Raw genomic sequence first — 23,180 nt, 5'->3', positions numbered from 1 at the left:
GGTTAATGATGACCAACAAGGATAGGTAAAAATGCAGGCTTTGGTTCCCGGCGACAATTTTATCATCACCTGGTTAATTATCGGCGCGCTTTCTGCCTGGGGAGGTTTGGTTCGTTACATCTTGGATAAAAATAACGAAGAAGACGAATGGAGCTGGGTCGCCGTCATCAGTCAGATCATTGTTTCCGGATTTACTGGGTTAATTGGCGGTTTACTCGCTTTTGAAGGCGGGACCAGCCGCTATATGACCTTTGCCCTTGCCGGCCTGTTCGGTGCGATGGGCAACTCTGCATTGCAATATTTATGGCAACGTTTTTTTAGTCAAGAAATCCCCCCTAAGGAGTAGAGGTCACTATGGATAATGATATCTCGCAGTTTCGATTTGGTCAGATTAGCGAACATAACTTACGCCACGTTCACCCAGATTTGGTGCTGATCGTGCGGCGCGCTCTAACACTTTCCACTGTCGATTTTCGCGTTATCGAAGGCGTGCGTACCCCTGAACGCCAGCGGCAACTGGTCAAGAATGGTCGCAGTAAAACCCTCAATAGCCGTCATTTGACCGGCCATGCAGTGGATCTGGCCCCCCTGATTAACAACCAAATTCCGTGGGATGACTGGCGTGCTTTTGAGTTGGTCGCAAAAGCAATGAAACAAGCGGCAAAAGAGATGGAGCTGCCACTGCAATGGGGCGGAGACTGGAAAACCTTTAAAGATGGCCCGCATTTTGAACTGCCGAGAGAAATCTACCCATGACCAACTTACGCTGGGTATCCGGTATTGCTAAAACCGTGCTGTCACTGCTGGTGGTCGCCGTCGCTATTTGGATGGTCAATCTTGGCCGTGAACTGGAACAACTTAATCAGGAGAATAATGAACTCAACCGGCAAATAGTGAATCTCGGTGACATTAATAAGCGACTTAATAGCCAAATATTGGCGACAACAACCCAACTGCAAAAAGTTCAGGAATTGGAACGGATAAGCAGTGAACTACAGCAGCGCCTACAGACAGTCCAAAAGGGCCTCCCTTGTGTTGATGAGCCTGTGCCTGCTGATGTTATCCGCATGCAGCAACCCGCTATCAGTAGCGGTAAATGAGTACTTAACTTTGCCGTTGTAATAATCGCCGCGAGTCTGCGCGTTTTTTTACAACAGCAAGATCCTTTATTTAAGGAATAATATTATGCCGAAAACGTTATTTACTTCACTTTGTGAACAGACCCCCACCCTCACCATCAGCGATAACCGCGGGTTGGCGGTTCGCGCACTGGCTTATAACCGCACCAATGCCAATGATGTTGCCGATGAACTTATTAGCCGCAATCGCTATAACCCACTGGGGCAACTGATTGCCAGCCGTGATGCGCGGCTTGAAATCGATAACTTCCGTTATCAGCACAACCTCGGTGGCGCGGTGTTGCGCACTGAGGGCGTCGACAATGGCCACTCAGTGCAACTCACTGATATTGAAGGCCGAACGGTAGAGAGTTTGGATGCCAAAGGCACCCGCAGTTGGCTGACTTATGAGCCGGAACTGGGCCGCCCACTTGAGCATCATCAGCAAACTGAAAATGGCCTGAAAACCATCACCGACCGCTTTTTCTATGGCGATAATAGCCCTGAACATACAGCCGCCAATCTGAACGGCCAATGTATTCGCCATTATGATACCGCCGGATTACAGCAAATTGTTAGCCTGTCCATCACTGGCACCCCACTGCAACAACAGCGCCAGTTACTCACTGATACCCGCGGGCCAGTGGACTGGTTTGGCGAGGAGCAAAGCTGGGCATCCCGCCTGAGTAATGAGCCTTTCATCACCCGCGGTATCACCGATGCTCTCGGCCAACCCATCACCCAGACTGATGCCAAAGGCCATACCCAGCGCATGGCTTATAACCGCGCCGGGCAATTAACCGCCAGTTGGCTGACAGTGAACGGCGGCAGCGAACAAGTGATTGTGCAGTCCCTGACCTACTCCGCCGCCGGGCAAAAATTGCGGGAAGAAAGTGGCAATGGCGTGGTGACCCAATATCGCTATGAGGCTGAAACTCAACGCCTTATTGGCATTAAAACCACCCGTCCGGCACTGAAAGACCGGCCAAACCTGCTGCAAGACCTGCGCTACGATTATGACCCGGTCGGTAACATTCTCGCTATCCATAATGATGCCGAAGCCACCCGTTTCTATCGCAATCAGAAAATCGTGCCGGAAACCACTTACCGCTATGATGCTTTGTATCAATTGATTGAGGCCACTGGCCGTGAATCTGACAACAACGGCGCACAAAATGCCCATCTTCCGGCGCTAAGTTCACTCACCGACGGCAACCAATATGTCAATTACACCCGCCGTTATACCTATGACCGCGCTGGTAACTTACTGAAAATACAGCATACCGGGGCCAGTCAGTACAGCACAAATATCACCATTTCCGATAGCAGTAACCACGGCATTCAGCAGCAGGATGGCGATGGGTTAACTGCCGCCGATATCCGCAGCCAGTTTGATACCGCCGGTAATCAGCAGCAATTACAGCCCGGCCAGCCACTGCAATGGGATACCCGCGAACAGTAGCAGCAGGTCAACACCCTCAGACGCGTGGCTGAAAAACCCGCCAATGATGACAATCAAAACTATCTGTATGCCAGTGACGGCATGCGGGTGATGAAGCAAAGCATTCAGCACACCAACAGTACCCGCCAAACCAGTGAGGTCATTTACCTGCCGGGACTGGAACTGCGCACTCAATACAATAACGATAATCTGACGGAAGATTTTCAGGTGATTACCCTCAGCGCTGCCGGGCGGGCGCAGGTGCGGGTTTTATTGTGGGAAAAAGGCCAACCGGAGGGCATTGATAACGGCCAATTACGCTACAGTTTTGATAATCAAATTGGCTCCAGTTTATTAGAACTGGATAATAACGGCGATATTATTACACAGGAAGAATATTACCCATTCGGCGGCACGGCGGTATTTTCCACTCGCAACACCCTGGAGGCCAAATATAAAACCATGCGCTATTCCGGCAAAGAGCGCGATGCCACCGGCCTGTATTATTACGGTTTCCGCTATTATATGCCGTGGCTGGGTAGGTGGTTAAGTAGCGATCCGGCGGGCACCATTGATGGGCTTAATTTATATCGCATGGTCAGGAATAATCCGGTTAATTTAATAGATAACTATGGTCACGGAGCTGCACTACCAAAACAAACACAAAATAGCCCATCAACTAGAGTCACTAATCATCAGAATTATAAAAAACCAAGACCCCCAAAGATGACCCGAGAGATTGGAGTTGAATATATGCCATCAATAGCCATGAGGCTTAGTTATAAAGGAGAAAATAAAAAAGGCGTTATTTATTTAAATCACAAAAAAAGGGAAGAGTTTGAGGTAGAGGTATCTGATGATGGGCGCTTACGATATAAAAGTGGTGACAAAGAATTTTTAGATAAAGATGCGCCGACAGAAGGGGATTATACCGTTTGGAAACGATACCTTAAAGCCTATGTTATTGGGACGGATAACAAAATGTATGTTCATAACCATAAAATAGATGAATTCCATCATTCGAGTTTTTTTTCTGGAAAAAATGTTAAAGATGCAGGCATGATCGCCACCGCAAAGGGACAGATACTGTATATAAATGCGAAAAGCGGACATTATCAACCAGACAGCCGTCAAAAGTTGGCTACCACAGATTTTTTATATAATGAAAACGCCGATATGAGCCAGGCAGTTACTCACCTGAGTTTTAAAGAGGGGCCAGATTATAACAATACACTTTATAGTTTATCTGACTTTCACCTCCATAGTTTTAATATAAAACCAATTTCTAATTTCTTTACTTCAAAGTTAAGTGAAAATGAGAAAATAGAAATATTCAAAAAAGTGACACACTATAAATTACCTGCTAATAGCATAACAAATGAAAGGAGAACATTAATCAATACAATGAATTAATTATATTGGAAAAATCAAGCTTATAAGTTAAAAGAGCCATTAAAAACACTTTAATGGCTCTTTTCTCTAAAAACCTTACGCCGTACCGCCCACCGTCAGATTATCCAGTTTCAGGGTCGGTTGGCCGACACCAACAGGTAGGCTTTGCCCCTCTTTGCCGCAAACACCGACACCTTTATCCAGTGCTAAGTCATTGCCGACCATGGAAATCTGCTGCATAGCTTCAATACCGGAGCCAATCAAGGTGGCACCTTTCACCGCGTGGGTGATTTTGCCTTGCTCAATTAAGTAAGCTTCGGAAGTTGAGAACACAAACTTGCCGGAGGTGATATCCACCTGACCACCACCAAAGTTAGGCGCATACAGGCCATATTCCACACTGGCGATGATCTCTTCCGGTGTCGATTTGCCCGCCAGCATATAAGTATTGGTCATGCGCGGCATCGGCAAATGGGCATAGGATTCACGGCGACCATTACCGGTCGGCGCAACACCCATCAGACGGGCATTCAGCTTATCCTGCATGTAACCTTTCAGAATACCGTTTTCAATCAGTATGTTGTACTGACCCGGCACCCCTTCATCGTCAATGGCCAGTGAGCCACGGCGACCTTGCATGGTGCCATCGTCCACCACGGTACAGAGTTCTGAAGCCACCAATTTACCCATTTGGCCGCTGAATACAGAGCTGCCACGGCGGTTAAAATCGCCTTCCAACCCGTGACCTACCGCCTCATGCAGCAGCACGCCCGGCCAGCCAGCGCCTAATACGACCGGCATAGCACCGGCCGGAGCGGCAACGGCAGACAAATTAACCAGTGCCATTCTGACCGCTTCATTGGCAAAATTATCAGCCCGCACTTCGCCATCTACGGTTTCCAGGAAGTAGTCATAGCCGAAACGGCCACCACCACCGCTGGCACCGCGTTCGCGTTTGCCGTTATCTTCCACCAATACACTGACAGACAACCGCACCAGTGGGCGCACATCCGCCGCTAATGTGCCGTCGGTGGCAGCCACCAGAATTTGTTCATATACGCCGGTCAGACTGGCGCTCACTTCTTGCACGCGTTTATCGGCAGCACGCGCCACTTTATCGACGCGATGTAGCAAGGCGATTTTATCTTCCCGAGACAAACTTTGTAGCGGGTCGAGCAGCGGATAAAGCGCTTGATGGCGAATCTCGCCTAAGGTATGCACTTTGCCGTTGCCGGTATCGCGCACGATACTGCGCGCCGCATGGGCACTTTGCTGTAAGGCATTCAGGGTGATTTGATCGGCATAGGCAAAACCGGTTTTTTCACCGCTGACTGCTCGCACGCCGACACCCTGATCAATATTGTAAGAGCCATCTTTGATGATGCTGTCTTCCAACACCCAGGCCTCGTGGTAGCTGGACTGGAAATACAGGTCAGCATAATCGAGGCGGCGTTCAGCCAATTGCCCCAATACTGAGAACAAGTCCTGATGGTTCAGCTTGTTAGCAGCGAGTAACTGCTCACTGACAAACGAGAGGCTCATAGTTTTCACTCTTTATTTAGATGATTATCATGAATTAGATGATAGTTTATGCGACTGCGGCACCAGCGGCGGTAGGAAGCGATTATGCTGCAATACCGGCATCTGATTACGAATAGTTTCTAAGCCTTTAGTGTCAATTTTGACTTTCAAGGCAGCCACCGCATCTGGATTTTGGGCTAATATTTTACCCCAGGCATCGACTGCCATGGTGTGGCCCCAGGTACGGCGGGTCGCGCCATGACGCCCGACCTGCGCGGCGGCCAGTATCACACACTGGTTTTCAATCGCCCGTGCGCGCAATAATATTTCCCAGTGGGCCTCACCGGTCATTTTGGTAAAGGCCGCTGGGACTGAAATAATCTCGGCCCCCTGCGCCCGTAGCGCTTGGAACAAGCCGGGGAAGCGCAAATCATAGCAAACCGCCATACCCAAGCGGCCGACCGGCGTATCCACCACGGTCAGCTGTTGCCCCGGCTGATAGGTATCCGACTCACGATAGCGGCCATGGGCGTCGTTTATATCCACATCAAACATATGGATTTTGTCATAGCGCGCTTTCAACTCGCCTTGGTTGTCAAACAGCAAGCTACTGGTGGTGATAAGCTCCGGTGATTCCCGGCTTATCATCGGCATTGAACCCACTTGAATCCAGACACCATATTTGCGCGCCATCTCGCGGACTTCTTGCTGCAATGGCCCGTCATTATGCTGTTCAGCATGGTGTCGGTATGAGGCGGCATTGGCAAATAGCAATGCATTTTCCGGCGTCATAACCAGTTGAATGCCTGAGTTTAACTGTTTGATCTGCTGCTCAATTTGAGCCAGATTGTCACGGGTATTTTCACCGCTGCATAACTGTAATAATGCAACATTGGCATTTTTCATGGCGCCTTACTCTCCTTTAGTTGGCGTAATACTTCATGGATAGTTGGTTGATCCAAACTACCGGTAATCTGGTAGCGAATCAGCGAAACCTTGCTCCATAACGGCCCTAAAATCTTCGAGGCCGCAAAGACTGCCGCCCCGACCACCGGGTTAATGGCAAAAGCAGTTGCAACACCGACAGTGGCAGAAATCTCTGGCGTAATAACCGCTTCCATGGCTATCTGGCGTTGCGCCAAATCGACATTACCGCTCATGGCAATATCAGCCGCTAGCCCATCAGCAACTAAATCATTGGTATGCATCACGCCATTTTTGATATTGGCAGTGCCGCGAATAGAATCAAACGCGAAGTCACGACTGAACGTATCACTAAAATCGAGCTGGAGTTTACGCAATAGTGCGTCAAAACTGACCAGCCGCAATAGTTGGCCCGCACGCCCGCCACCAAGATCCGTCAGTAGCCCTCTACCCAATTTACCCTTTAATGTGCCATTGAGGGTATTTATCTGCGGTTGCCACGGAACACCATGCCAATTGACATCAGCATTGATATCAAATGAAGCCTCTTTCATTGGCGTCGTCAGGCCAAAGAACGAGATAGTTTCGTCAATTTTTGGCCCCGTCAGTGCCACATTGAGCGCGGTTTTATCACTGTCACCCTCTTGTTGCCATTGCCCGGTAACTTTAGCCCGCCCATTACCCGCCTCAATAAGGCCATTGGTCAGCGCCAGAATATTGCCTTTCGGGGTCAAATCCGCATTAACCCGCCCAACATTCTGCCCCAAAATCCAACAGGATTTACAACGCAATTGCAGGGCTGGCCAGTCATGGAACGAAATTTTACTGGGGCTTTGTGGCTCCTGCAATGCCGCTTGCGCCAGTGGGGTTTTCTCTGCACTTGCCGCCCATTGCGGGTTGTAATAAAGATAATCGAAGTTAGCCTGCCATGGCCCAAATTCAGCCATTAGCAAACTTCCGTCCACTTCCTGACCTTTTGCCGTGACTTTGGTCCCCGCAGGCAACGGCTCTACCATTAAAGCCAGATCGTGCCAGGCTTGCCCACCAATCAACAGCTGCGGAGTCTGCAATGTCAGCCGTTTAGGGAGAATGACATTGGATTCGCCGCCTTTTAGCGTCGGTTGAGCGGATGAGGCAAGAGGCGCACTGACTGCCGCAAGCTCAGGCCCGAGCAGAGTCAACCAGCGCTCGCCATCAAGGGCCGGTAATTTGAGGACTAAACCTTTATCCTCCGGCAATGGCGGTATTTTTTTGCTATCTGTTTTACTCTCTGTTTTCAACATCGCGGCGGTCTGCCAGATTGCGCGAGCTAACTCCACCTGCTGTTTTTGCATCAGCCACTGGCTGTTAAAGGCATTATTACCGCCCGCCGTGCCCGATAAGGTAAAGCTCTCCAGCCCACCGACCGCCTGTATCTGTAGCGGTAAAGATTGACCACTTGATTTATCTAGCGGTGACGGTAAGTGACTGCTCACTTTCTTGAGGTCAGCGGTGACATCAATCTTATAATCTGGTTTACCCTGTTTGGGTAATTGCACCGCGACTTTACCTTGCCAGTTGGCGCTGCCACTCAGCAATTTCGCCACATCGGCGGGTATGCCCGGTAATTTAGCCGGTAACCAATCGCCGTGTAGCCCAACATTGACCAAAAAGTTTTTGGGCTGTTCTTCGGTAGTAAAATCAACAGTTAGCGGTTGCCCAAACCAGTTGGCTGATAAAGTATCACTCTCAAGATTGCCATCATTGAAGCGGAATTTACCGCTGATATTCTCCAATTGGCTTTGCAGCGGCTTCACCAACAGGCTGTTATTTTTCAGTGTTACTTCACCGCTGGCATGCGTAATGCGGTTTTCTTCCAAGGGAATATCGAGGTGTAAGCGCCCACTAACATTACCCCCGACCTGCAATTCTTGCAGTGTTTCCGCCACTGAATCCTTAAGGGGGGTGTCAATAAAGTAGTCATGGACGGCGCGCCCAGCACCGGCAACTTCAGCATCGACATACAGTTTTTCTTTCAGATAATCTGGAATGATAGCGCTGATATTACTGCCGGTAACCTTGCCCAGCATGGCGTGAGGCGCGTTCATCCACAGACCTTCATTGAGGAAATTGAGGTCAATCGCTAAATTGTCTAATGCTGGCCAATCGGGTTGGAACTGGAAAGTGGCGTTACGCAGCGGGACATAAACCTGGAACTGGCCTTCTTTATGTTTATAAGGGAAATCATGGGGATTACCGTTATAAATCAACGTGGCATTATCCACTTGCCCACCCTGTAACGCCTCAGTCAGATAATCGGCCAGTTTCTCGCCCATTAACGGCACCGGGAAGTAGCGCCAGGCATCAGTAGCATCATACAGGCGGATACCACTCAGAATCTTGAGCCACGGCTGACCACTATTTTGCTGCATATAGTTTGGCTGCATATAGTGGAAACTGCCATTGCCCCACAGTGATTTAGCCCGGACATCCAGCTTATCACTCCACAACTCCCAGCCTTTATCATCAACTTGCCAGTTCACTGCACCGCTGGCCTGACTCACCTCCAGTGGGGCGCGGAACATATTACCATAAGGTAATAGGCTGTTTTTTAAGTTGATATCTAGCCGCCCTTGCTCGACAGAGCCACTGAGCGCACCGGCAAAATTATTTACCCCCGGCAACAGATCCCAATGCTGCCAACTGATATCGTGCCATTTGGCCTGAAAACGGGTCTTTGGCAGTTGGTTGATGGGAATATCCAATGCCAGCACATCGACGATCCCTTGGGGCTGCAAATCAGCCAAATGATTCATTAACTCAGGAGTAAAAAGTGACAACGTGGGCAATATCGGCCCCACTCGCTCTAGCTGAAGATTAGTGGCACGAATTCGTAACTCTTGAGATTGGTCTGGCCCAATAAACTGAGTATTTTCCGGCAACCACAGCGCAGACAGATGCCCTTTTGGCCAAGGTTGGCCGTCAGTTTTGAGACTCAATTCCGGCGCATCAATTTGCCAGCCATTACCATGGCGACGGCCTTCCAGTACAAAATTATCCACCGCGAGTTGATGGGATTCGCCCCCCACCGTCCAATTAGCCTGCCCCTGACTGAGCAGCACATTGCCACTGTAGATTTCGCCATTTTTGATACTCAACCAGGCCGCCAGACTGAACTCGGCACTGTCTAACCCCGTATTATTATGCAGCCAACGGCTAATCCAAGGTTTCAAATCAATATTATCGGCCTGCATATAAACAGTGCCGTTGCTCAAAATCCCCTGATTATCATGCAGATCCATCCGCACCATCAGCACGCCGTGCTGACCATTGATGGTCGACAGACTGATTTGCCCTTCAGCGCGATGCCGGCTTGGGGAGTTAAGCCAAGTCAGTTGTGGGATTTCTAATTCGGCGCGGGGGCCTGAGGGGGTAAGGAATGAAATACGACTGTTGCGCAGATCAAAACTTTCTAGCTGGCGTAAGAAGATATCAGTGAGGGTGCTGGCTTCAAAATTGCTGCCATTGCTTTGCTGCCGATCCAATGTGGTGTTGAGGTCCAACTGCAACTGATAGAAAGTCATATCGCGGAATTGCCAGCGCCAATGCAGCAATGACTGCCATACATCAAGCGCCAGGGTCACCCGCTGCACCTGCCAATTGGCTTGCGGCAATTGAGCGCGAATATCACGCAATTCCAATGTTGGGCCAAAGGTTTCCCACGTCCCTTGCATGAACCCCACTTCCAGTGGAATACCGCTAATGGACTGAACCTTGGCCACGATTTGTGCGCGATAATCGTTGATAAGAGGCAGCATCATGCGTAGCCCACTGACCAACAGTGCCACCACAACAATTATTGTGGCGCCTGTCGCAAACATTATCTTGGGCAGTCGCCTCACACTTCTCTCCTTGCCATCCGCTGCATGTGTGTCAGCGGAGATCGATAGATCCCATACCCAAAGACCAGGGGGTGCTTACATCATCACCACATCAAACTGTTCTTGGTTATACAGTGGCTCAATCTGGACTTTCACTTGCTTACCGACGAAGATTTCCACTTCAGCCAGCGCATGAGACTCTTCGCCTTTCAGCGCTTCACCCACTGCCGGAGAAGCATAAACCAGGAAGCGGTCAGAATCATAAGCATGGTGAACACGGACAATCTCGCGCAAGATTTCATAGCACACGGTTTCCACTGATTTGACCGTGCCACGGCCACGGCAGGTCGGGCACTCATTGCACAGCACATGCTCGATGCTCTCCCGCGTGCGCTTGCGGGTCATTTCAACTAAGCCTAGCTGAGAGAAACCGTTAATACTGGTTTTTACCCGATCTTTACTCAGCGCTTGTTCCAGTGAATGCAAAACGCGCCGACGGTGTTCTTCATTGCTCATGTCAATGAAATCAATAATGATAATCCCCCCCAGATTCCGCATCCGCAACTGGCGGGCGATAGCTTGAGTGGCCTCAATATTGGTATTGAAGATAGTTTCGTCAAGATTACGGTGACCAACAAATGCACCGGTGTTGATATCCACGGTGGTCATAGCTTCTGTCTGGTCAATAATCAGGTAACCGCCTGATTTTAATTCAACTTTTCTTTCTAAAGAGCGCTGTATTTCATTTTCGACATCAAAGAGGTCAAAAATGGGTTGTTTGCCCGCATACAGCTCCAGTTTCTCAGTCATTTCTGGAATATATTCACGGGTAAACTCCACCAGCAAATCATAAGTCAATTTGGAGTCGACACGGATTTTATCCAGCGCAGCACCAGCAAAATCACGGAGTACCCGCTGTGCCAGTGCCATTTCACCATATAGCTTATATTTGGTGATATTGCGTTTTTTACGTTCCTGAACTTTCGCCCATAAGCGCTTAAGGAAGGCGGCATCAGCGGCCAGCTCTTCTTCACCAATCCCCTCCGCGGCGGTACGGATAATAAAACCGCCTTGCTCATCACAATACTCTGCCACGGTTTTTTTCAGGCGTTCGCGTTCAGCTTCACTTTCAATACGCTGGGAAACACCGACATGGGCAGCCCCTGGCATTAAGACCAGATAGCGGGAAGGTAGCGTGATATCGGTGGTCAAACGTGCGCCTTTGGTGCCAAGCGGGTCTTTCACCACCTGCACCATTAAATCCTGCCCCTGACGAACCAGTTCAGCGATATCGCGCACATTGAAATTTTTCTGCTCATCCCCTGCCACGCACTCGGTGTGGGGCATGATATCGGAAGCATGAAGGAAAGCGGCCTTATCCAGCCCGATATCGACAAAAGCCGCCTGCATGCCCGGTAATACCCGGCTAACACGGCCTTTGTAGATATTGCCGACGATGCCTCTTTTCGCTTCGCGCTCAATGTGAATTTCTTGTAAGATGCCACCATCAATGTAGGCAACCCGCGTTTCAGACGGTGTGATATTGACCAGTAATTCAGCTGTCATGACTTCCTCTCACATTACGCAGCGCAATGAAATGACTTAGTAATTCATGGGTTTCAACTAACGGCAGCCCCACCACAGCATGGTAACTGCCGCTAATGGTTCTGACGAAACAACCACCTTTCCCCTGAATACCGTAAGCGCCCGCTTTGTCCATGGGTTCACCGGTAGCAATATAGTCACTGATTTCCAACTGAGATAACACGCGGAATGTCACATCTGTCACCACCATGGTAGATAACACCTCTTGTTTATCCGCCAGTGACACCGCAGTGATCACTTGATGTTGCTGCCCGGACAGCGCACTGAGTATTTCCTGCGCATGGGCTTTATCTCGTGGTTTTTCTAATACTTGCCCATTTAACACCACAATGGTGTCTGCTCCAAGTACCGGCAGATCCCGTGGAGCGACCATCACCCCTGCTCGTGCTTTGTCCTGTGCCAAACGCTGGACATATTCTTGCGCACTTTCCTCTGGTCTACGCAGCTCTTCAACTTCTGTTTTCAGCACCTCAAAAGGGACATCAAGCAGGGTCAGTAATTCACGGCGGCGTGGAGAACCAGAGGCGAGATACAGGGCGGTCATGAGTCTTAAATCCTTATTGCACCGTAAATCGACGGCGAATTTTACGCATTAACAAAAATAGCCACGGCCATAGAATACCGTTGACCACACTACTCCAGAAGACTTCGGGGCGGAATGAGACATTACTGACTAAAAACTCAGACCAAAACACCACGACATCCATGGTCAGTGACAGTAATATCACAATGAGCGCCTGTTGCCACAGCGCCATATTGCGAAATAGCTGAAACTTAAACGCGACCAAATAAGCAATAATACTGAGTGCCAGCGCCCGCACCCCGAGAGTAGACCCCAAAATAAGGTCCATAATCAGCCCGAGAATGAACCCCGTTCCCACATTCACCCGGTGCGGTAAGGCCATCACCCAATAAATTAAGACTAATGCTAGCCACGAAGGCCGGAACATATAAATTTGTTCGGGCCACGGCATAATTTGCAACACCATGGCAATCAGGAAAGATAACCAGATAACCCAACGGCCATTGCTGCTGTAGCGGTTCATGGTGATACTCCCGGAACAGTCACTGCTGTTGGTGCCGTGTTTGCAGGCGGTGCCGGAGGGCCCATCTCATCGGCGGCAGGCAATACTTGCGACATCATGGGAGCCAAACGTTCATTCGCGACCCGGCGAACTTCATCGGGGGGGAGTGGAGTATCGCCATTGCGATCGGCGCCCCACAATAACAGCAGATAACGTAAACGTTGCAAATCGGCGGTCGGGCGTGCCTGAATCACCGTATAAGCGCGCTGGTTATCAACTTTGACCGAAGAAACCACGGCTACCGGATAACCCTCTGGGAAACGTCCGCCCAAACCGGAGGTCACTAATACATCACCAACACGAATATCTGTATTGCTAGGTAAGTGCTCTAATAATAAGTCATCGGTGCAACCGCTACCGGCGGCAATCACCCGAATATCATTTCGCAGAACCTGAATAGGAAGCGCGTGGGAGGTATCACAAATCAATAAGACGCGGCTGGTTAATTTACTGACCGCAACAACCTGGCCCACGACCCCCCGGTCACTGATAACCGGCTGGCCTTCATACACGCCATTGTTAGAGCCTTTGTCGATAACGACTTGGTCACTATAAGGGTCTGTCCCGCTGGACATCACCTGAGTCACCATTTTTTGTTCATCCTGACGCAGCGGAGAACCGAGTAATTCACGTAACCGGTTGTTTTCCTGCTTAAATTGCCCAAGCAACTGTAGGTCAGTATTTTTTAGCAATAGCTCTTGGCGTAACGCACGGTTTTCCAGCTCTAACTGCTTATGAGTAGCCAGAGTTTCAGAAACGTTGTCGAGAACTTTACGTGGCCCATTGGCCAGAAAATAGAAAGGGCTAACGGCGGTGTCCATGTAGGTACGGATTTTAACAAATGTACCTAATCGGCTATCCGCAATAACCAAAACAATGGCTGCAAGAACGGCAAAAAACAACCGCAGTTGCAGAGATGGACCCCGGCTAAAAATCGGCTTCATAAATTATGCGTATTCCTTGGCGGCATGAAGGAAAAAGCGCCAAATCTAAATCTCCCTTTCGTACTTGACGTTACAGCACTCTGCACGGCTTTCACTCACTCGAACAACTGACCGGTGTCAGCGCATCCGAATTCGTTCCTTTGCCTGGCTGCAACGCCAATGACTTTTACCTTGGGTATAGATTTATCCGACCGGCCCTTCTCCCTTTGGCTAACTATTCTTCGCTGAACAAATCGCCGCCATGCATGTCGATCATTTCCAACGCTTTACCACCACCGCGAGCGACGCAGGTCAATGGATCTTCTGCCACCACCACTGGGATGCCGGTCTCTTCCATCAGTAGGCGATCCAGGTTACGCAGCAATGCGCCACCACCGGTCAACACCATACCGCGCTCAGAGATATCAGATGCCAATTCTGGTGGGCACTGTTCCAGCGCCACCATAACTGCACTAACGATACCGGTCAGTGGCTCTTGCAGCGCTTCAAGGATCTCATTGGAATTTAGCGTAAAGCCACGTGGCACACCTTCTGCAAGGTTACGGCCACGGACTTCAATTTCCAGAACTTCATCACCCGGATAGGCAGAACCGATGCTGTGCTTGATACGTTCAGCTGTCGCTTCACCAATCAGAGAACCGTAGTTACGGCGCACATAATTAATGATAGCTTCATCAAAGCGGTCACCACCGATACGCACGGAAGAAGAGTAAACCACACCGTTCAGAGAGATAACGGCCACTTCTGTGGTACCGCCACCAATATCCACAACCATTGAACCGGTTGCTTCAGAAACCGGTAAACCTGCACCAATTGCCGCAGCCATAGGCTCTTCAATCAGAAACACTTCACGGGCACCTGCGCCCTGAGCTGATTCACGGATCGCACGGCGCTCAACCTGAGTTGCCCCGACCGGTACGCACACTAATACACGCGGACTTGGGCGCATAAAGCTGTTGCTGTGAACTTGCTTGATAAAGTGTTGCAGCATTTTTTCAGTGACAAAGAAATCGGCAATAACACCGTCTTTCATCGGGCGAATAGCTGCGATATTGCCGGGGGTACGCCCAAGCATCTGTTTGGCATCATGGCCTACAGCCGCAACGCTCTTCGGTGAACCGGCACGATCCTGACGAATAGCAACCACTGAAGGTTCATTCAGTACAATGCCTTGTCCTTTAACATATATAAGGGTATTGGCGGTACCCAAGTCGATGGACAAGTCGTTGGAAAACATGCCACGAAATTTCTTAAACATAACGAAAGGATAATCCTGCAAGCTGGGGGCGAAAAATAAAATCCGCCTACTTTACCAACCACACGAAGCAGCGACAAGGCGCAAAAACGTCCTGATTCGGTGAAAAAGTAGCTGCGTTATTGACATCTCGTTTCATTCAGCCCCCATGTTGCTTGAAAAGGTTGAATAAACCCTCGACACAACACAGAATCTGCGCAACGACCGGCGTAACACAGCACATAAAATCTAACATTTAACCTGATTCTCGTCGGAAGTAAGTGCCCACCAACGATTTACGGAAATGACTAACACATTCTACGTTAATTTTTGCTCAACGATCAGGCTAAACATAGCCCTAATACGAATATTTTTTCTTTCCGGGGTTTAAAAGCGTTGGCGGAGCAAAAAAATTGCCCTGTCCACCGTAAACACCCTTTTCCTTCAGCGTTTGCCATTCTTCACGGGTAAGAACTTCTGCCGCAAAAACTTTTGCATGCGTTCCCGCACAGGCACCGGTCAGGCTTTCGACAAACAGCTGATTTTCATAACGTAAATTAATGCTTCTGACTAATCCTGGATGAAGTTTAATCATTTCAACCCGGAGAGACTTAATGTATGACGTACTGACAACTGTCAATCCGGCCTGTGACACCATAACCTTGCAGCCTACACCGAGTAACAAACGCATCATCGGACGGATTTGGCTGATATATTGACACACATCTGCCTCTGCAAGTTCAAAGATAATTCGCTCTCGATCAGATTTTCTGCATTGCAACAGCGTATCCCGCAGCCAGCGCTGGAAAGGACGCTGCAATAATGAATCAACGCTGATAGAAAATGCCAGAGTTTCGTCCGGCCATAAAGCTAATAAAGGAATTATCCGATCAATTTTTTGACGGTCATATCGCTCACCCAGACCGAATAATTGTACCAGCGGTGTAAATTCCGCAGCCCGTAATTCTTGTTCACCATCATATATGCGGCTCATTATTTCACGATGGTGAATTTTACCATCAACGGTAACAACCGGTTTCTGATAAAGCCGTGGGCCACCATTAGCCAGTGTTTGTTCCAACAAAGTGCGCCATTTGACACTGCCACGCCCTTTTTCAGCTACTTTGGTATCGTAAACATACCAGCCATTCCCCCCATACATCGCCGCATTTTTGGTCGCTTGTCCAGCATTATCCATTATTTGTTCGGCTGAATCGCCATTGCGATACGCCACAATACCAATATGCAGCAATGACTCACGGTCAATAACATGTGGCTCGGGTAACGACCCGACCGCATGAACTAATTGTGCGGCCATAACTGCAGCATCTTTTAGTGTTTTATGGGGCAGTAAAATCGCGATGTCACTCTGATGGTAACGCGCCAATAATACAGAAGGATTGCGAGTAACAAAGGTAGAAAGCAGGTTAATCAGCGAATGCATCAGTTCTTGAACCTGCTGGTGATCACCCGTTTCAATTAGACTATCAAAGTCCGGCAACTGTACCATCATAACCACCCCATGAGCGCCGGATTCCTCCATTTGAGTCGTCAACTGATTATCAAAAAATTGGCGATTACTGAAGCCGGTTTCGGCATCCTGCGCGGCAAAAGCACGAATCAAAGTATCAACACGATTACGCTCTTCCCGAACTTCTATCAGCTCAGCCAATAGATGATCAATTGCGCGGCTGGCGCAAGGTGGCCATTCATGACCTTCGCTATGAATAGCGTGTTCACGTTCGCCATTCAGAATACGTTTGGCCCGCCACTCAAGTTTTTCCTGGCCTGCGGTCTGCTCACGCAGCCAACGGAAACTTAGCAGGAGCGTCATCGCAACAATCACGACCACCAATGACAAAATCGCGACAGCATAAAGGGAGCGGGCATAGCTGCTTAAAGGGTCAATATAGCTGAAATGCATGGAAGCCCCTGGTTGATGCAACATAGGTACCACCAGGCTACGGTAGCGGCTTTGACTGTTCCAGGGAGCATAAATGGCGGGGAGTTTTAGTTGATACAATGTGCTGTTTTCATTCTGGACGCTAACTTCCAACACGCCCAGCGTTCGCATCATGATAGGCAGCCATTCACGTTCTTTATCAGCAGGTTGCAGCAACAATGACTGATCATAAGCTGTCACGATGCTCTGGAGGCGATGCTCCATTTTTTTCTGACACAAATAGAAAAAACTGGCCGTACTGCCCAGTAACACTAAACACATAGCCAATACGACCAGCAAGGTCATAAACACAGAAAGTTTGGTTGTAAATCGCATCCTTTAACCTTGCGAAGCGCAATTCAGTGAAAAAAATGCCTCTGTTCCTTCGAGGAAGACACTATATGACAAACCGCCATCATAGTACTGATTTTTTACCTCATAATACGACCAGAACCCTATAACTCAGCCTTTTTCCCAGAACTTCGGGTAAATCCTCTTTCAAGGATAGTCACGGACGAAATCATCGGCCTCATTTTTGTTCTTGATCAGGCTAGAAGGTTGATGTTGTCGCTATATTGGCTCACTCTTAATCCATACCTTTCTGCATTCATACTATCTATAGGTGTTATATGCGAGCGCTTGTTCTTGAGCAAACTGAAGGCCGGACTACCGCAGAAGTGCGCGAAATATCCCCATCACAGTTGCCAGCCGGTAATGTCACCGTTGATGTTAATTGGTCCAGCTTGAATTATAAGGATGCACTGGCTATCACGGGCAAAGGGAAGATTATCCGTGAATTTCCCATGGTACCTGGTATCGATTTTGCCGGCACCGTCCACAGCAGTGAAGATCCGCGTTTTCATGTCGGCCAGTCGGTTTTACTGACAGGTTGGGGCGTGGGGGAAAATCATTGGGGCGGATTGGCAGAGCAGGCTCGTGTCAACGGCGACTGGCTGGTGCCTATGCCTGACGGGTTAGAGCCGCGTAAGGCTATGATTATTGGTACGGCTGGTTTTACCGCAATGCTGTGTGTCATGGCGCTGGAAGAAGGTGGCGTGACACCAGAAAGTGGCGAAGTGGTGGTCACCGGGGCCAGCGGTGGCGTCGGTAGCACAGCAATCGCCCTACTTGCAGCTCTGGGTTATAAAATCGCCGCCATTTCTGGCCGTGACAGTAACAGTGACTATCTAAAAGGCCTCGGCGCTCATCGAGTATTGTCACGTAATGATTATCTTGATGCTTCCCGCCCATTGGAAAAACAGTTATGGGCGGGTGCCATTGATACTGTTGGCGACAAATTGCTGGCTAAAGTCTTGGCTCAAATGAATTACAACGGCACCGTGGCCGCGTGTGGTTTGGCTGGCGGCTATTCGCTCCCGACGACCGTGATGCCCTTTATTCTGCGCAATGTGCGGTTGCAAGGGGTGGATTCAGTGATGACACCGCAACATCGCCGTCTGCAAGCTTGGCAACGTTTACAGCAAATTTTGCCTGAAAGCTTCTATCAACAAGCTTCGCAAGCTATCACACTCGCCGATGCCCCGACCATCGCTGCTCGCCTATTGGCGAATGAAATTACCGGTAGAACCTTGGTAAAAGTTCGCTGATTCACCGCCACTGGGGGGCATGCTCCCCAGCTTATTATTCGTATTGTAATGATTTTCAAATTTCTCTCCGCCCCCTAGCACTTGTCCCTATAAGCCGCCATGATTAATATCAATAAAGTCGATATGCTTCCCCCTGTTTGATGGAGTCATTTTATGCGCAACTTTTCATCCCATTCCCTGCGTAATGCTGCCACGCCACGCAAGCTAACCGAAGCGGATGTCACCCCAGAAAGTGTTTTTTATCAGCGCCGTAAGGTATTGCAAGCATTGGGAATTACTGCTGCCACACTGGCATTGCCTACATCTGCACAAGCTGATTTGCTGGCATGGTTTAAAGGGAATAATCGCCCCAAAGCCCCTTCTGGCAAGCCGCTGGATTTCACTCAATCAACGGTTTACCACCCAGATTTGGCGCTAACACCGGAAGATAAAGTCACCGGCTATAATAATTTCTATGAATTCGGCTTGGATAAAGCCGACCCTGCCGCCAATGCCGGCACACTGAAAACCGAAGGCTGGCAGATAAAAATCGACGGTGACGTCGCCAAGCCCATGACACTCGATATTGATGACCTGATAAAACGCTTCCCATTAGAGGAGCGCATTTATCGGATGCGCTGTGTAGAAGCCTGGTCAATGGTGGTGCCGTGGATTGGGTTTGAATTGGGCAAATTGCTTAAGCTGGTTGAACCCACCAGCAATGCTCGCTATGTCGCATTCCAAACACTTTATGCGCCGGATCAGATGCCGGGGCAGCAAGATCGTTTTATTGGCGGCGGCTTGAAATACCCTTATGTCGAGGGATTGCGGCTGGATGAGGCAATGCACCCATTGGCCTTTATGACACTGGGCGTGTATGGCAAAGCCCTGCCGCCACAAAATGGCGCGCCGCTAAGGCTCGTCACCCCGTGGAAATACGGTTTTAAAGGCATAAAATCCATTGTTCATATTCGCCTGACTCATGACCAGCCCCCAACCACTTGGAACCTGAGTGCGCCCAACGAATATGGTTTTTATGCCAATGTGAACCCTCATGTCGACCATCCGCGCTGGTCGCAAGCAACCGAACGCTTTATTGGCTCAGGCGGTATCCTGGATGTTCAGCGCCAGCCGACACTGTTATTTAACGGTTATGCCGATCAAGTCGCATCACTCTACCGTGGCTTGGATCTGCGGGAGAATTTCTGATGCGGCTCAGTTTACGGCAAATTAAGTGGCTAAAAGTGGCTATTTGGTTGGCGGCCACACTCCCCTTTCTGTGGCTAATTTTATCTGTAGATCAAGGTTGGTTCAGTGCCGACCCGGCTAAAGATATTCAGCATTTCACTGGGCTAATGACCCTAAAATTATTATTGGCGACACTGCTGGTCACGCCACTGGCGCGCTATGGCAAACAACCGCTGTTAATCCGCTGCCGCCGGTTGTTGGGTTTATGGTGTTTTGCCTGGGGAACACTACATTTGGTCAGTTACTCGGTACTGGAACTTGGGCTGAGTAATATTGGCTTACTGGGGCGTGAGCTGGTCACCCGCCCTTACCTGACATTGGGCATAATAAGTTGGTTATTGTTACTGTCACTGGCGGTGACATCCACCTTGTGGGCGCAACGAAAAATGGGAGCCAACTGGCAAAAATTGCATAATTTGGTGTATGTTGTCGCCATTCTTGCACCAATTCATTATCTTTGGTCGGTCAAAACGCTATCGCCATTCCCAATTATTTACGCGGTGATAGCAGCAATATTATTGGCGCTACGCTATAAAAAATTTCGCCAATGGTGCCGCTAAAAACCTGAACTTTTCATTGGTCATTATCTTTTTCTATTGAATATCTTCGCTGATAAGACCAGTATTTAGCTGCTAATTGCTACGATATCATTATAATGCCCGACCTTAATGCCGATCGCAGTGTCAAATTCGTCGTAAAAAGGTGACAAATCGGTGACATCAGGTTATTTTTTACGATGATGGACTAATTGCCGGAGATACCAGCACAATGTCGGATAAGTTTCACATTTTGCTTCTGAATGGCCCTAACTTGAATCTGCTTGGAACACGTGAACCGGAAAAGTACGGTGACACCACATTGGCTGATATTGTCAGCCAATTAGAGACTCAAGCTCAGGGAATGGATGTGGTGCTATCCCATTTGCAGTCAAATGCAGAGCATGTGCTGATCGATAGAATTCACCAGGCACGGGGTAATACTGATTTTATCTTGATCAACCCGGCAGCGTTTACACATACCAGTGTTGCACTGCGCGATGCATTGTTAGGTGTGCAGATCCCGTTTATCGAGGTCCACTTGTCTAATGTGCATGCCCGGGAGCCTTTCCGTCATCATTCATATCTCTCTGATATCGCGGTTGGCGTAATCTGTGGACTTGGCGCAGATGGCTACAACTTTGCTTTACAGGCAGCGGTAAATCGCTTGTCAAAATCCAACTAGACCCGAAACAGATGGGTATAATTGCAACACACAAAGAGTACGGAATCACACTCATGGATATTCGTAAGATTAAGAAACTGATCGAACTGGTTGAAGAATCCGGCATTTCAGAGCTGGAAATCTCAGAAGGCGAAGAGTCAGTACGCATCAGTCGTGCTCCTGCCGCACCAAACTACCCAATGATGCAACAGCCGTATGCTTTTGCTGCTCCACAGCAACAACCTGCTCTGGCCGCTGCCGTCGCTCCAGCACCTGCTGAAGCCGCTGCCCCTGCTGCTATCAGTGGCCATATCGTGCGCTCCCCAATGGTCGGTACTTTCTACCGCACCCCGAGCCCGGATGCTAAATCCTTCATTGAAGTAGGTCAGAAAGTTTCTGTTGGTGACACTCTTTGCATCGTTGAAGCGATGAAAATGATGAACCAAATCGAAGCAGATAAATCCGGTACTGTAAAAGCCATTCTGGTTGAAAACGGTCAACCGGTTGAATTCGACGAGCCTCTTGTCGTCATCGAATAACGAGGCGTTCCATGCTTGATAAAATCGTAATCGCTAACCGCGGTGAGATTGCGCTGCGTATCCTGCGAGCTTGTAAAGAGCTGGGGATCAAAACTGTGGCAGTTCACTCTGTTGCAGACCGTGATCTTAAACACGTGTTATTGGCTGACGAGACTGTCTGTATCGGTCCCGCACCTTCTGTTAAAAGCTATCTGAACATTCCGGCAATCATTTCTGCTGCTGAGATCACTGGCGCGGTGGCTATTCACCCCGGCTATGGTTTCTTGTCTGAAAATGCTGATTTTGCCGAACAGGTAGAACGTTCAGGTTTCATCTTCATCGGCCCACGTGCCGAAACCATTCGCCTGATGGGTGACAAGGTTTCTGCAATAAATGCCATGAAGAAAGCTGGCGTACCTTGTGTACCTGGCTCTGATGGCCCACTGGATGACGATACCGCCAAGAATAAAGCCTTTGCCAAACGAATCGGTTATCCGGTCATTATCAAGGCATCAGGCGGTGGTGGTGGTCGTGGTATGCGTGTGGTTCGTCACGACAAAGATCTGGAGCAATCCATTAACATGACCCGTGCGGAAGCCAAAGCGGCTTTCAATAACGACATGGTTTATATGGAAAAATACCTGGAAAATCCACGCCATATCGAAATTCAGATTTTGGCTGACGGTCAGGGTAATGCTATCTATCTGGCTGAACGCGACTGTTCTATGCAGCGCCGCCACCAGAAAGTGGTTGAAGAGGCACCAGCGCCAGGTATCACCAGCGAAATGCGCCGTCATATCGGTGAACGCTGCGCGAAAGCCTGTGTGGAAATCGGCTATCGTGGTGCGGGGACTTTCGAGTTCCTGTATGAAAACGGCGAGTTCTATTTCATCGAAATGAACACCCGTATTCAGGTTGAGCACCCGGTTACCGAAATGATCACCGGTGTCGATTTGATCAAAGAACAGCTGCGGATCGCTGCGGGCCAACCTCTCTCCATCAAACAAGATGAAGTGAAAGTCCACGGCCACGCAGTAGAGTGCCGTATCAACGCCGAAGATCCGAATACCTTCCTGCCGAGCCCGGGTAAAATTACCCGTTTCCATGCGCCGGGCGGTTTTGGGGTGCGTTGGGAGTCTCATATTTACGCCGGTTATACCGTGCCACCATATTATGACTCCATGATCGGTAAGCTGATCACTTACGGTGAAAACCGTGATGTGGCGATTGCCCGTATGAAAAATGCGCTGGCAGAACTCATTATCGATGGCATCAAGACCAACGTTGAGTTACAGCAGCGCATCATGAACGACGAGAACTTCCAGCACGGTGGCACCAATATTCACTATCTGGAGAAAAAACTCGGGTTGCAAGAAACCTAATTTTTTCGCCTTTCATGCGCTTTACCTTTTATATCAAGGCCGGTTAATCATCGGCCTTTTTTCTTTTTAAGCTTTGTTTATGCTTTTATACCCAAAATCATGGGCATTACAACCTGCTGACTAACAACGCTGTAGCGCTAAAGAGAAATGACCCAAAGTAATTGGTGCTACAGCTAGGCT

18 protein-coding genes and 1 pseudogene are annotated in these 23,180 nt (G+C 49.2%); 10 read left to right on the top strand and 9 right to left on the bottom strand.

Annotation, left to right across the window (positions count from 1 at the left end; translation table 11 throughout):
• Positions 1 to 31: 31 nt before the first annotated feature.
• The 4 genes and pseudogenes from FTA91_RS15870 to FTA91_RS15855 all read left to right on the top strand — a co-directional run.
• On the top strand, positions 32 to 346 hold the full coding sequence (locus FTA91_RS15870; RefSeq protein ID WP_050116509.1) for a phage holin family protein: 315 nt from the start codon (positions 32 to 34) through the stop codon (positions 344 to 346).
• 8 nt (positions 347 to 354) lie between these two features.
• A complete protein-coding gene (locus tag FTA91_RS15865; RefSeq protein ID WP_050116510.1) occupies positions 355 to 756 on the top strand; it encodes a M15 family metallopeptidase in 402 nt (133 codons plus the stop codon).
• Entirely contained in the window at positions 753 to 1,100 is a 348-nt protein-coding gene (locus FTA91_RS15860) for a serine--tRNA ligase (protein WP_050116511.1), read from the top strand. Before FTA91_RS15865 ends, FTA91_RS15860 begins: the two co-directional genes overlap by 4 nt.
• Before the next feature lie 85 nt (positions 1,101 to 1,185).
• A pseudogene (locus FTA91_RS15855) lies at positions 1,186 to 3,181 on the top strand (RHS repeat-associated core domain-containing protein); the annotation flags it as partial.
• An 866-nt stretch (positions 3,182 to 4,047) separates the two neighbouring features.
• On the opposite strand, the gene tldD reads toward FTA91_RS15855, so the two are convergent.
• The 9 genes from tldD to csrD form a co-directional block, all read right to left on the bottom strand.
• Entirely contained in the window at positions 4,048 to 5,493 is a 1,446-nt protein-coding gene (gene tldD, locus FTA91_RS15850) for a metalloprotease TldD (RefSeq protein WP_050115908.1), read from the bottom strand.
• 27 nt (positions 5,494 to 5,520) lie between these two features.
• Positions 5,521 to 6,378, bottom strand: coding sequence for a deaminated glutathione amidase (nit1, locus tag FTA91_RS15845; RefSeq protein WP_050115906.1), 858 nt, complete (start codon positions 6,376 to 6,378; stop codon positions 5,521 to 5,523).
• Entirely contained in the window at positions 6,375 to 10,277 is a 3,903-nt protein-coding gene (yhdP, locus tag FTA91_RS15840; RefSeq protein WP_072082708.1) for an AsmA2 domain-containing protein YhdP, read from the bottom strand. Before yhdP ends, nit1 begins: the two co-directional genes overlap by 4 nt.
• A gap of 75 nt (positions 10,278 to 10,352) precedes the next feature.
• On the bottom strand, positions 10,353 to 11,822 hold the full coding sequence (gene rng, locus FTA91_RS15835) for a ribonuclease G (RefSeq protein ID WP_050115902.1): 1,470 nt from the start codon (positions 11,820 to 11,822) through the stop codon (positions 10,353 to 10,355).
• A complete protein-coding gene (locus tag FTA91_RS15830) occupies positions 11,812 to 12,405 on the bottom strand; it encodes a Maf family protein (protein ID WP_050115901.1) in 594 nt (197 codons plus the stop codon). The genes rng and FTA91_RS15830 overlap by 11 nt, the downstream gene beginning before the upstream one ends.
• A 13-nt stretch (positions 12,406 to 12,418) precedes the next feature.
• Entirely contained in the window at positions 12,419 to 12,907 is a 489-nt protein-coding gene (gene mreD, locus FTA91_RS15825; protein WP_050115899.1) for a rod shape-determining protein MreD, read from the bottom strand.
• Positions 12,904 to 13,890 (bottom strand): rod shape-determining protein MreC, encoded by a 987-nt coding sequence (mreC, locus tag FTA91_RS15820; protein WP_050115898.1) that lies wholly within the window; start codon positions 13,888 to 13,890, stop codon positions 12,904 to 12,906. The genes mreD and mreC overlap by 4 nt, the downstream gene beginning before the upstream one ends.
• Before the next feature lie 214 nt (positions 13,891 to 14,104).
• Positions 14,105 to 15,148, bottom strand: a complete 1,044-nt coding sequence (gene mreB, locus FTA91_RS15815) for a rod shape-determining protein MreB (RefSeq protein WP_002228205.1) — start codon at positions 15,146 to 15,148, stop codon at positions 14,105 to 14,107.
• Between the two features lie 334 nt (positions 15,149 to 15,482).
• Positions 15,483 to 17,402: an RNase E specificity factor CsrD gene (gene csrD, locus FTA91_RS15810; protein ID WP_050115897.1), complete on the bottom strand. Its 1,920-nt coding sequence runs from the start codon at positions 17,400 to 17,402 to the stop codon at positions 15,483 to 15,485.
• Positions 17,403 to 17,695: 293 nt separating this feature from the next.
• On the opposite strand from csrD, the gene acuI reads away from it, so the two are divergent.
• The 6 genes from acuI (at position 17,696) to accC (ending at position 23,000) form a co-directional block, all read left to right on the top strand.
• Positions 17,696 to 18,673 (top strand): acrylyl-CoA reductase (NADPH), encoded by a 978-nt coding sequence (gene acuI, locus FTA91_RS15805; RefSeq protein ID WP_050115895.1) that lies wholly within the window; start codon positions 17,696 to 17,698, stop codon positions 18,671 to 18,673.
• 153 nt (positions 18,674 to 18,826) lie between these two features.
• A complete protein-coding gene (gene msrP / locus FTA91_RS15800) occupies positions 18,827 to 19,861 on the top strand; it encodes a protein-methionine-sulfoxide reductase catalytic subunit MsrP (protein WP_050115893.1) in 1,035 nt (344 codons plus the stop codon).
• Positions 19,861 to 20,460, top strand: coding sequence for a protein-methionine-sulfoxide reductase heme-binding subunit MsrQ (gene msrQ / locus FTA91_RS15795; RefSeq protein ID WP_050115891.1), 600 nt, complete (start codon positions 19,861 to 19,863; stop codon positions 20,458 to 20,460). The genes msrP and msrQ overlap by 1 nt, the downstream gene beginning before the upstream one ends.
• Before the next feature lie 208 nt (positions 20,461 to 20,668).
• Positions 20,669 to 21,121, top strand: coding sequence for a type II 3-dehydroquinate dehydratase (gene aroQ / locus FTA91_RS15790; RefSeq protein ID WP_145534166.1), 453 nt, complete (start codon positions 20,669 to 20,671; stop codon positions 21,119 to 21,121).
• Between the two features lie 53 nt (positions 21,122 to 21,174).
• Positions 21,175 to 21,639 (top strand): acetyl-CoA carboxylase biotin carboxyl carrier protein, encoded by a 465-nt coding sequence (gene accB, locus FTA91_RS15785; RefSeq protein WP_004392389.1) that lies wholly within the window; start codon positions 21,175 to 21,177, stop codon positions 21,637 to 21,639.
• An 11-nt stretch (positions 21,640 to 21,650) separates the two neighbouring features.
• A complete protein-coding gene (gene accC / locus FTA91_RS15780) occupies positions 21,651 to 23,000 on the top strand; it encodes an acetyl-CoA carboxylase biotin carboxylase subunit (RefSeq protein WP_004392390.1) in 1,350 nt (449 codons plus the stop codon).
• The last annotated feature ends 180 nt before the right edge of the window (positions 23,001 to 23,180 follow it).

The sequence above is a fragment of the Yersinia thracica genome, assembly GCF_902170565.1.
Classification (GTDB): domain Bacteria; phylum Pseudomonadota; class Gammaproteobacteria; order Enterobacterales; family Enterobacteriaceae; genus Yersinia; species Yersinia thracica.
The sequence above is the reverse complement of the archived record's forward strand: the minus strand, read 5'-3'. Positions and strand labels throughout refer to the sequence as shown.

What these genes read in the sequence shown, in the direction of transcription:
- FTA91_RS15870 (WP_050116509.1), top strand. Translation starts at nt 32, where the DNA reads ATGCAGGCTTTGGTTCCCGGCGACAATTTTATCATCACCTGGTTAATT.
- FTA91_RS15865 (WP_050116510.1), top strand. Translation starts at nt 355, where the DNA reads ATGGATAATGATATCTCGCAGTTTCGATTTGGTCAGATTAGCGAACAT.
- FTA91_RS15860 (WP_050116511.1), top strand. Translation starts at nt 753, where the DNA reads ATGACCAACTTACGCTGGGTATCCGGTATTGCTAAAACCGTGCTGTCA.
- tldD (WP_050115908.1), bottom strand. Translation starts at nt 5,493, where the DNA reads ATGAGCCTCTCGTTTGTCAGTGAGCAGTTACTCGCTGCTAACAAGCTG.
- nit1 (WP_050115906.1), bottom strand. Translation starts at nt 6,378, where the DNA reads ATGAAAAATGCCAATGTTGCATTATTACAGTTATGCAGCGGTGAAAAT.
- rng (WP_050115902.1), bottom strand. Translation starts at nt 11,822, where the DNA reads ATGACAGCTGAATTACTGGTCAATATCACACCGTCTGAAACGCGGGTT.
- FTA91_RS15830 (WP_050115901.1), bottom strand. Translation starts at nt 12,405, where the DNA reads ATGACCGCCCTGTATCTCGCCTCTGGTTCTCCACGCCGCCGTGAATTA.
- mreD (WP_050115899.1), bottom strand. Translation starts at nt 12,907, where the DNA reads ATGAACCGCTACAGCAGCAATGGCCGTTGGGTTATCTGGTTATCTTTC.
- mreC (WP_050115898.1), bottom strand. Translation starts at nt 13,890, where the DNA reads ATGAAGCCGATTTTTAGCCGGGGTCCATCTCTGCAACTGCGGTTGTTT.
- mreB (WP_002228205.1), bottom strand. Translation starts at nt 15,148, where the DNA reads ATGTTTAAGAAATTTCGTGGCATGTTTTCCAACGACTTGTCCATCGAC.
- csrD (WP_050115897.1), bottom strand. Translation starts at nt 17,402, where the DNA reads ATGCGATTTACAACCAAACTTTCTGTGTTTATGACCTTGCTGGTCGTA.
- acuI (WP_050115895.1), top strand. Translation starts at nt 17,696, where the DNA reads ATGCGAGCGCTTGTTCTTGAGCAAACTGAAGGCCGGACTACCGCAGAA.
- msrP (WP_050115893.1), top strand. Translation starts at nt 18,827, where the DNA reads ATGCGCAACTTTTCATCCCATTCCCTGCGTAATGCTGCCACGCCACGC.
- msrQ (WP_050115891.1), top strand. Translation starts at nt 19,861, where the DNA reads ATGCGGCTCAGTTTACGGCAAATTAAGTGGCTAAAAGTGGCTATTTGG.
- aroQ (WP_145534166.1), top strand. Translation starts at nt 20,669, where the DNA reads ATGTCGGATAAGTTTCACATTTTGCTTCTGAATGGCCCTAACTTGAAT.
- accB (WP_004392389.1), top strand. Translation starts at nt 21,175, where the DNA reads ATGGATATTCGTAAGATTAAGAAACTGATCGAACTGGTTGAAGAATCC.
- accC (WP_004392390.1), top strand. Translation starts at nt 21,651, where the DNA reads ATGCTTGATAAAATCGTAATCGCTAACCGCGGTGAGATTGCGCTGCGT.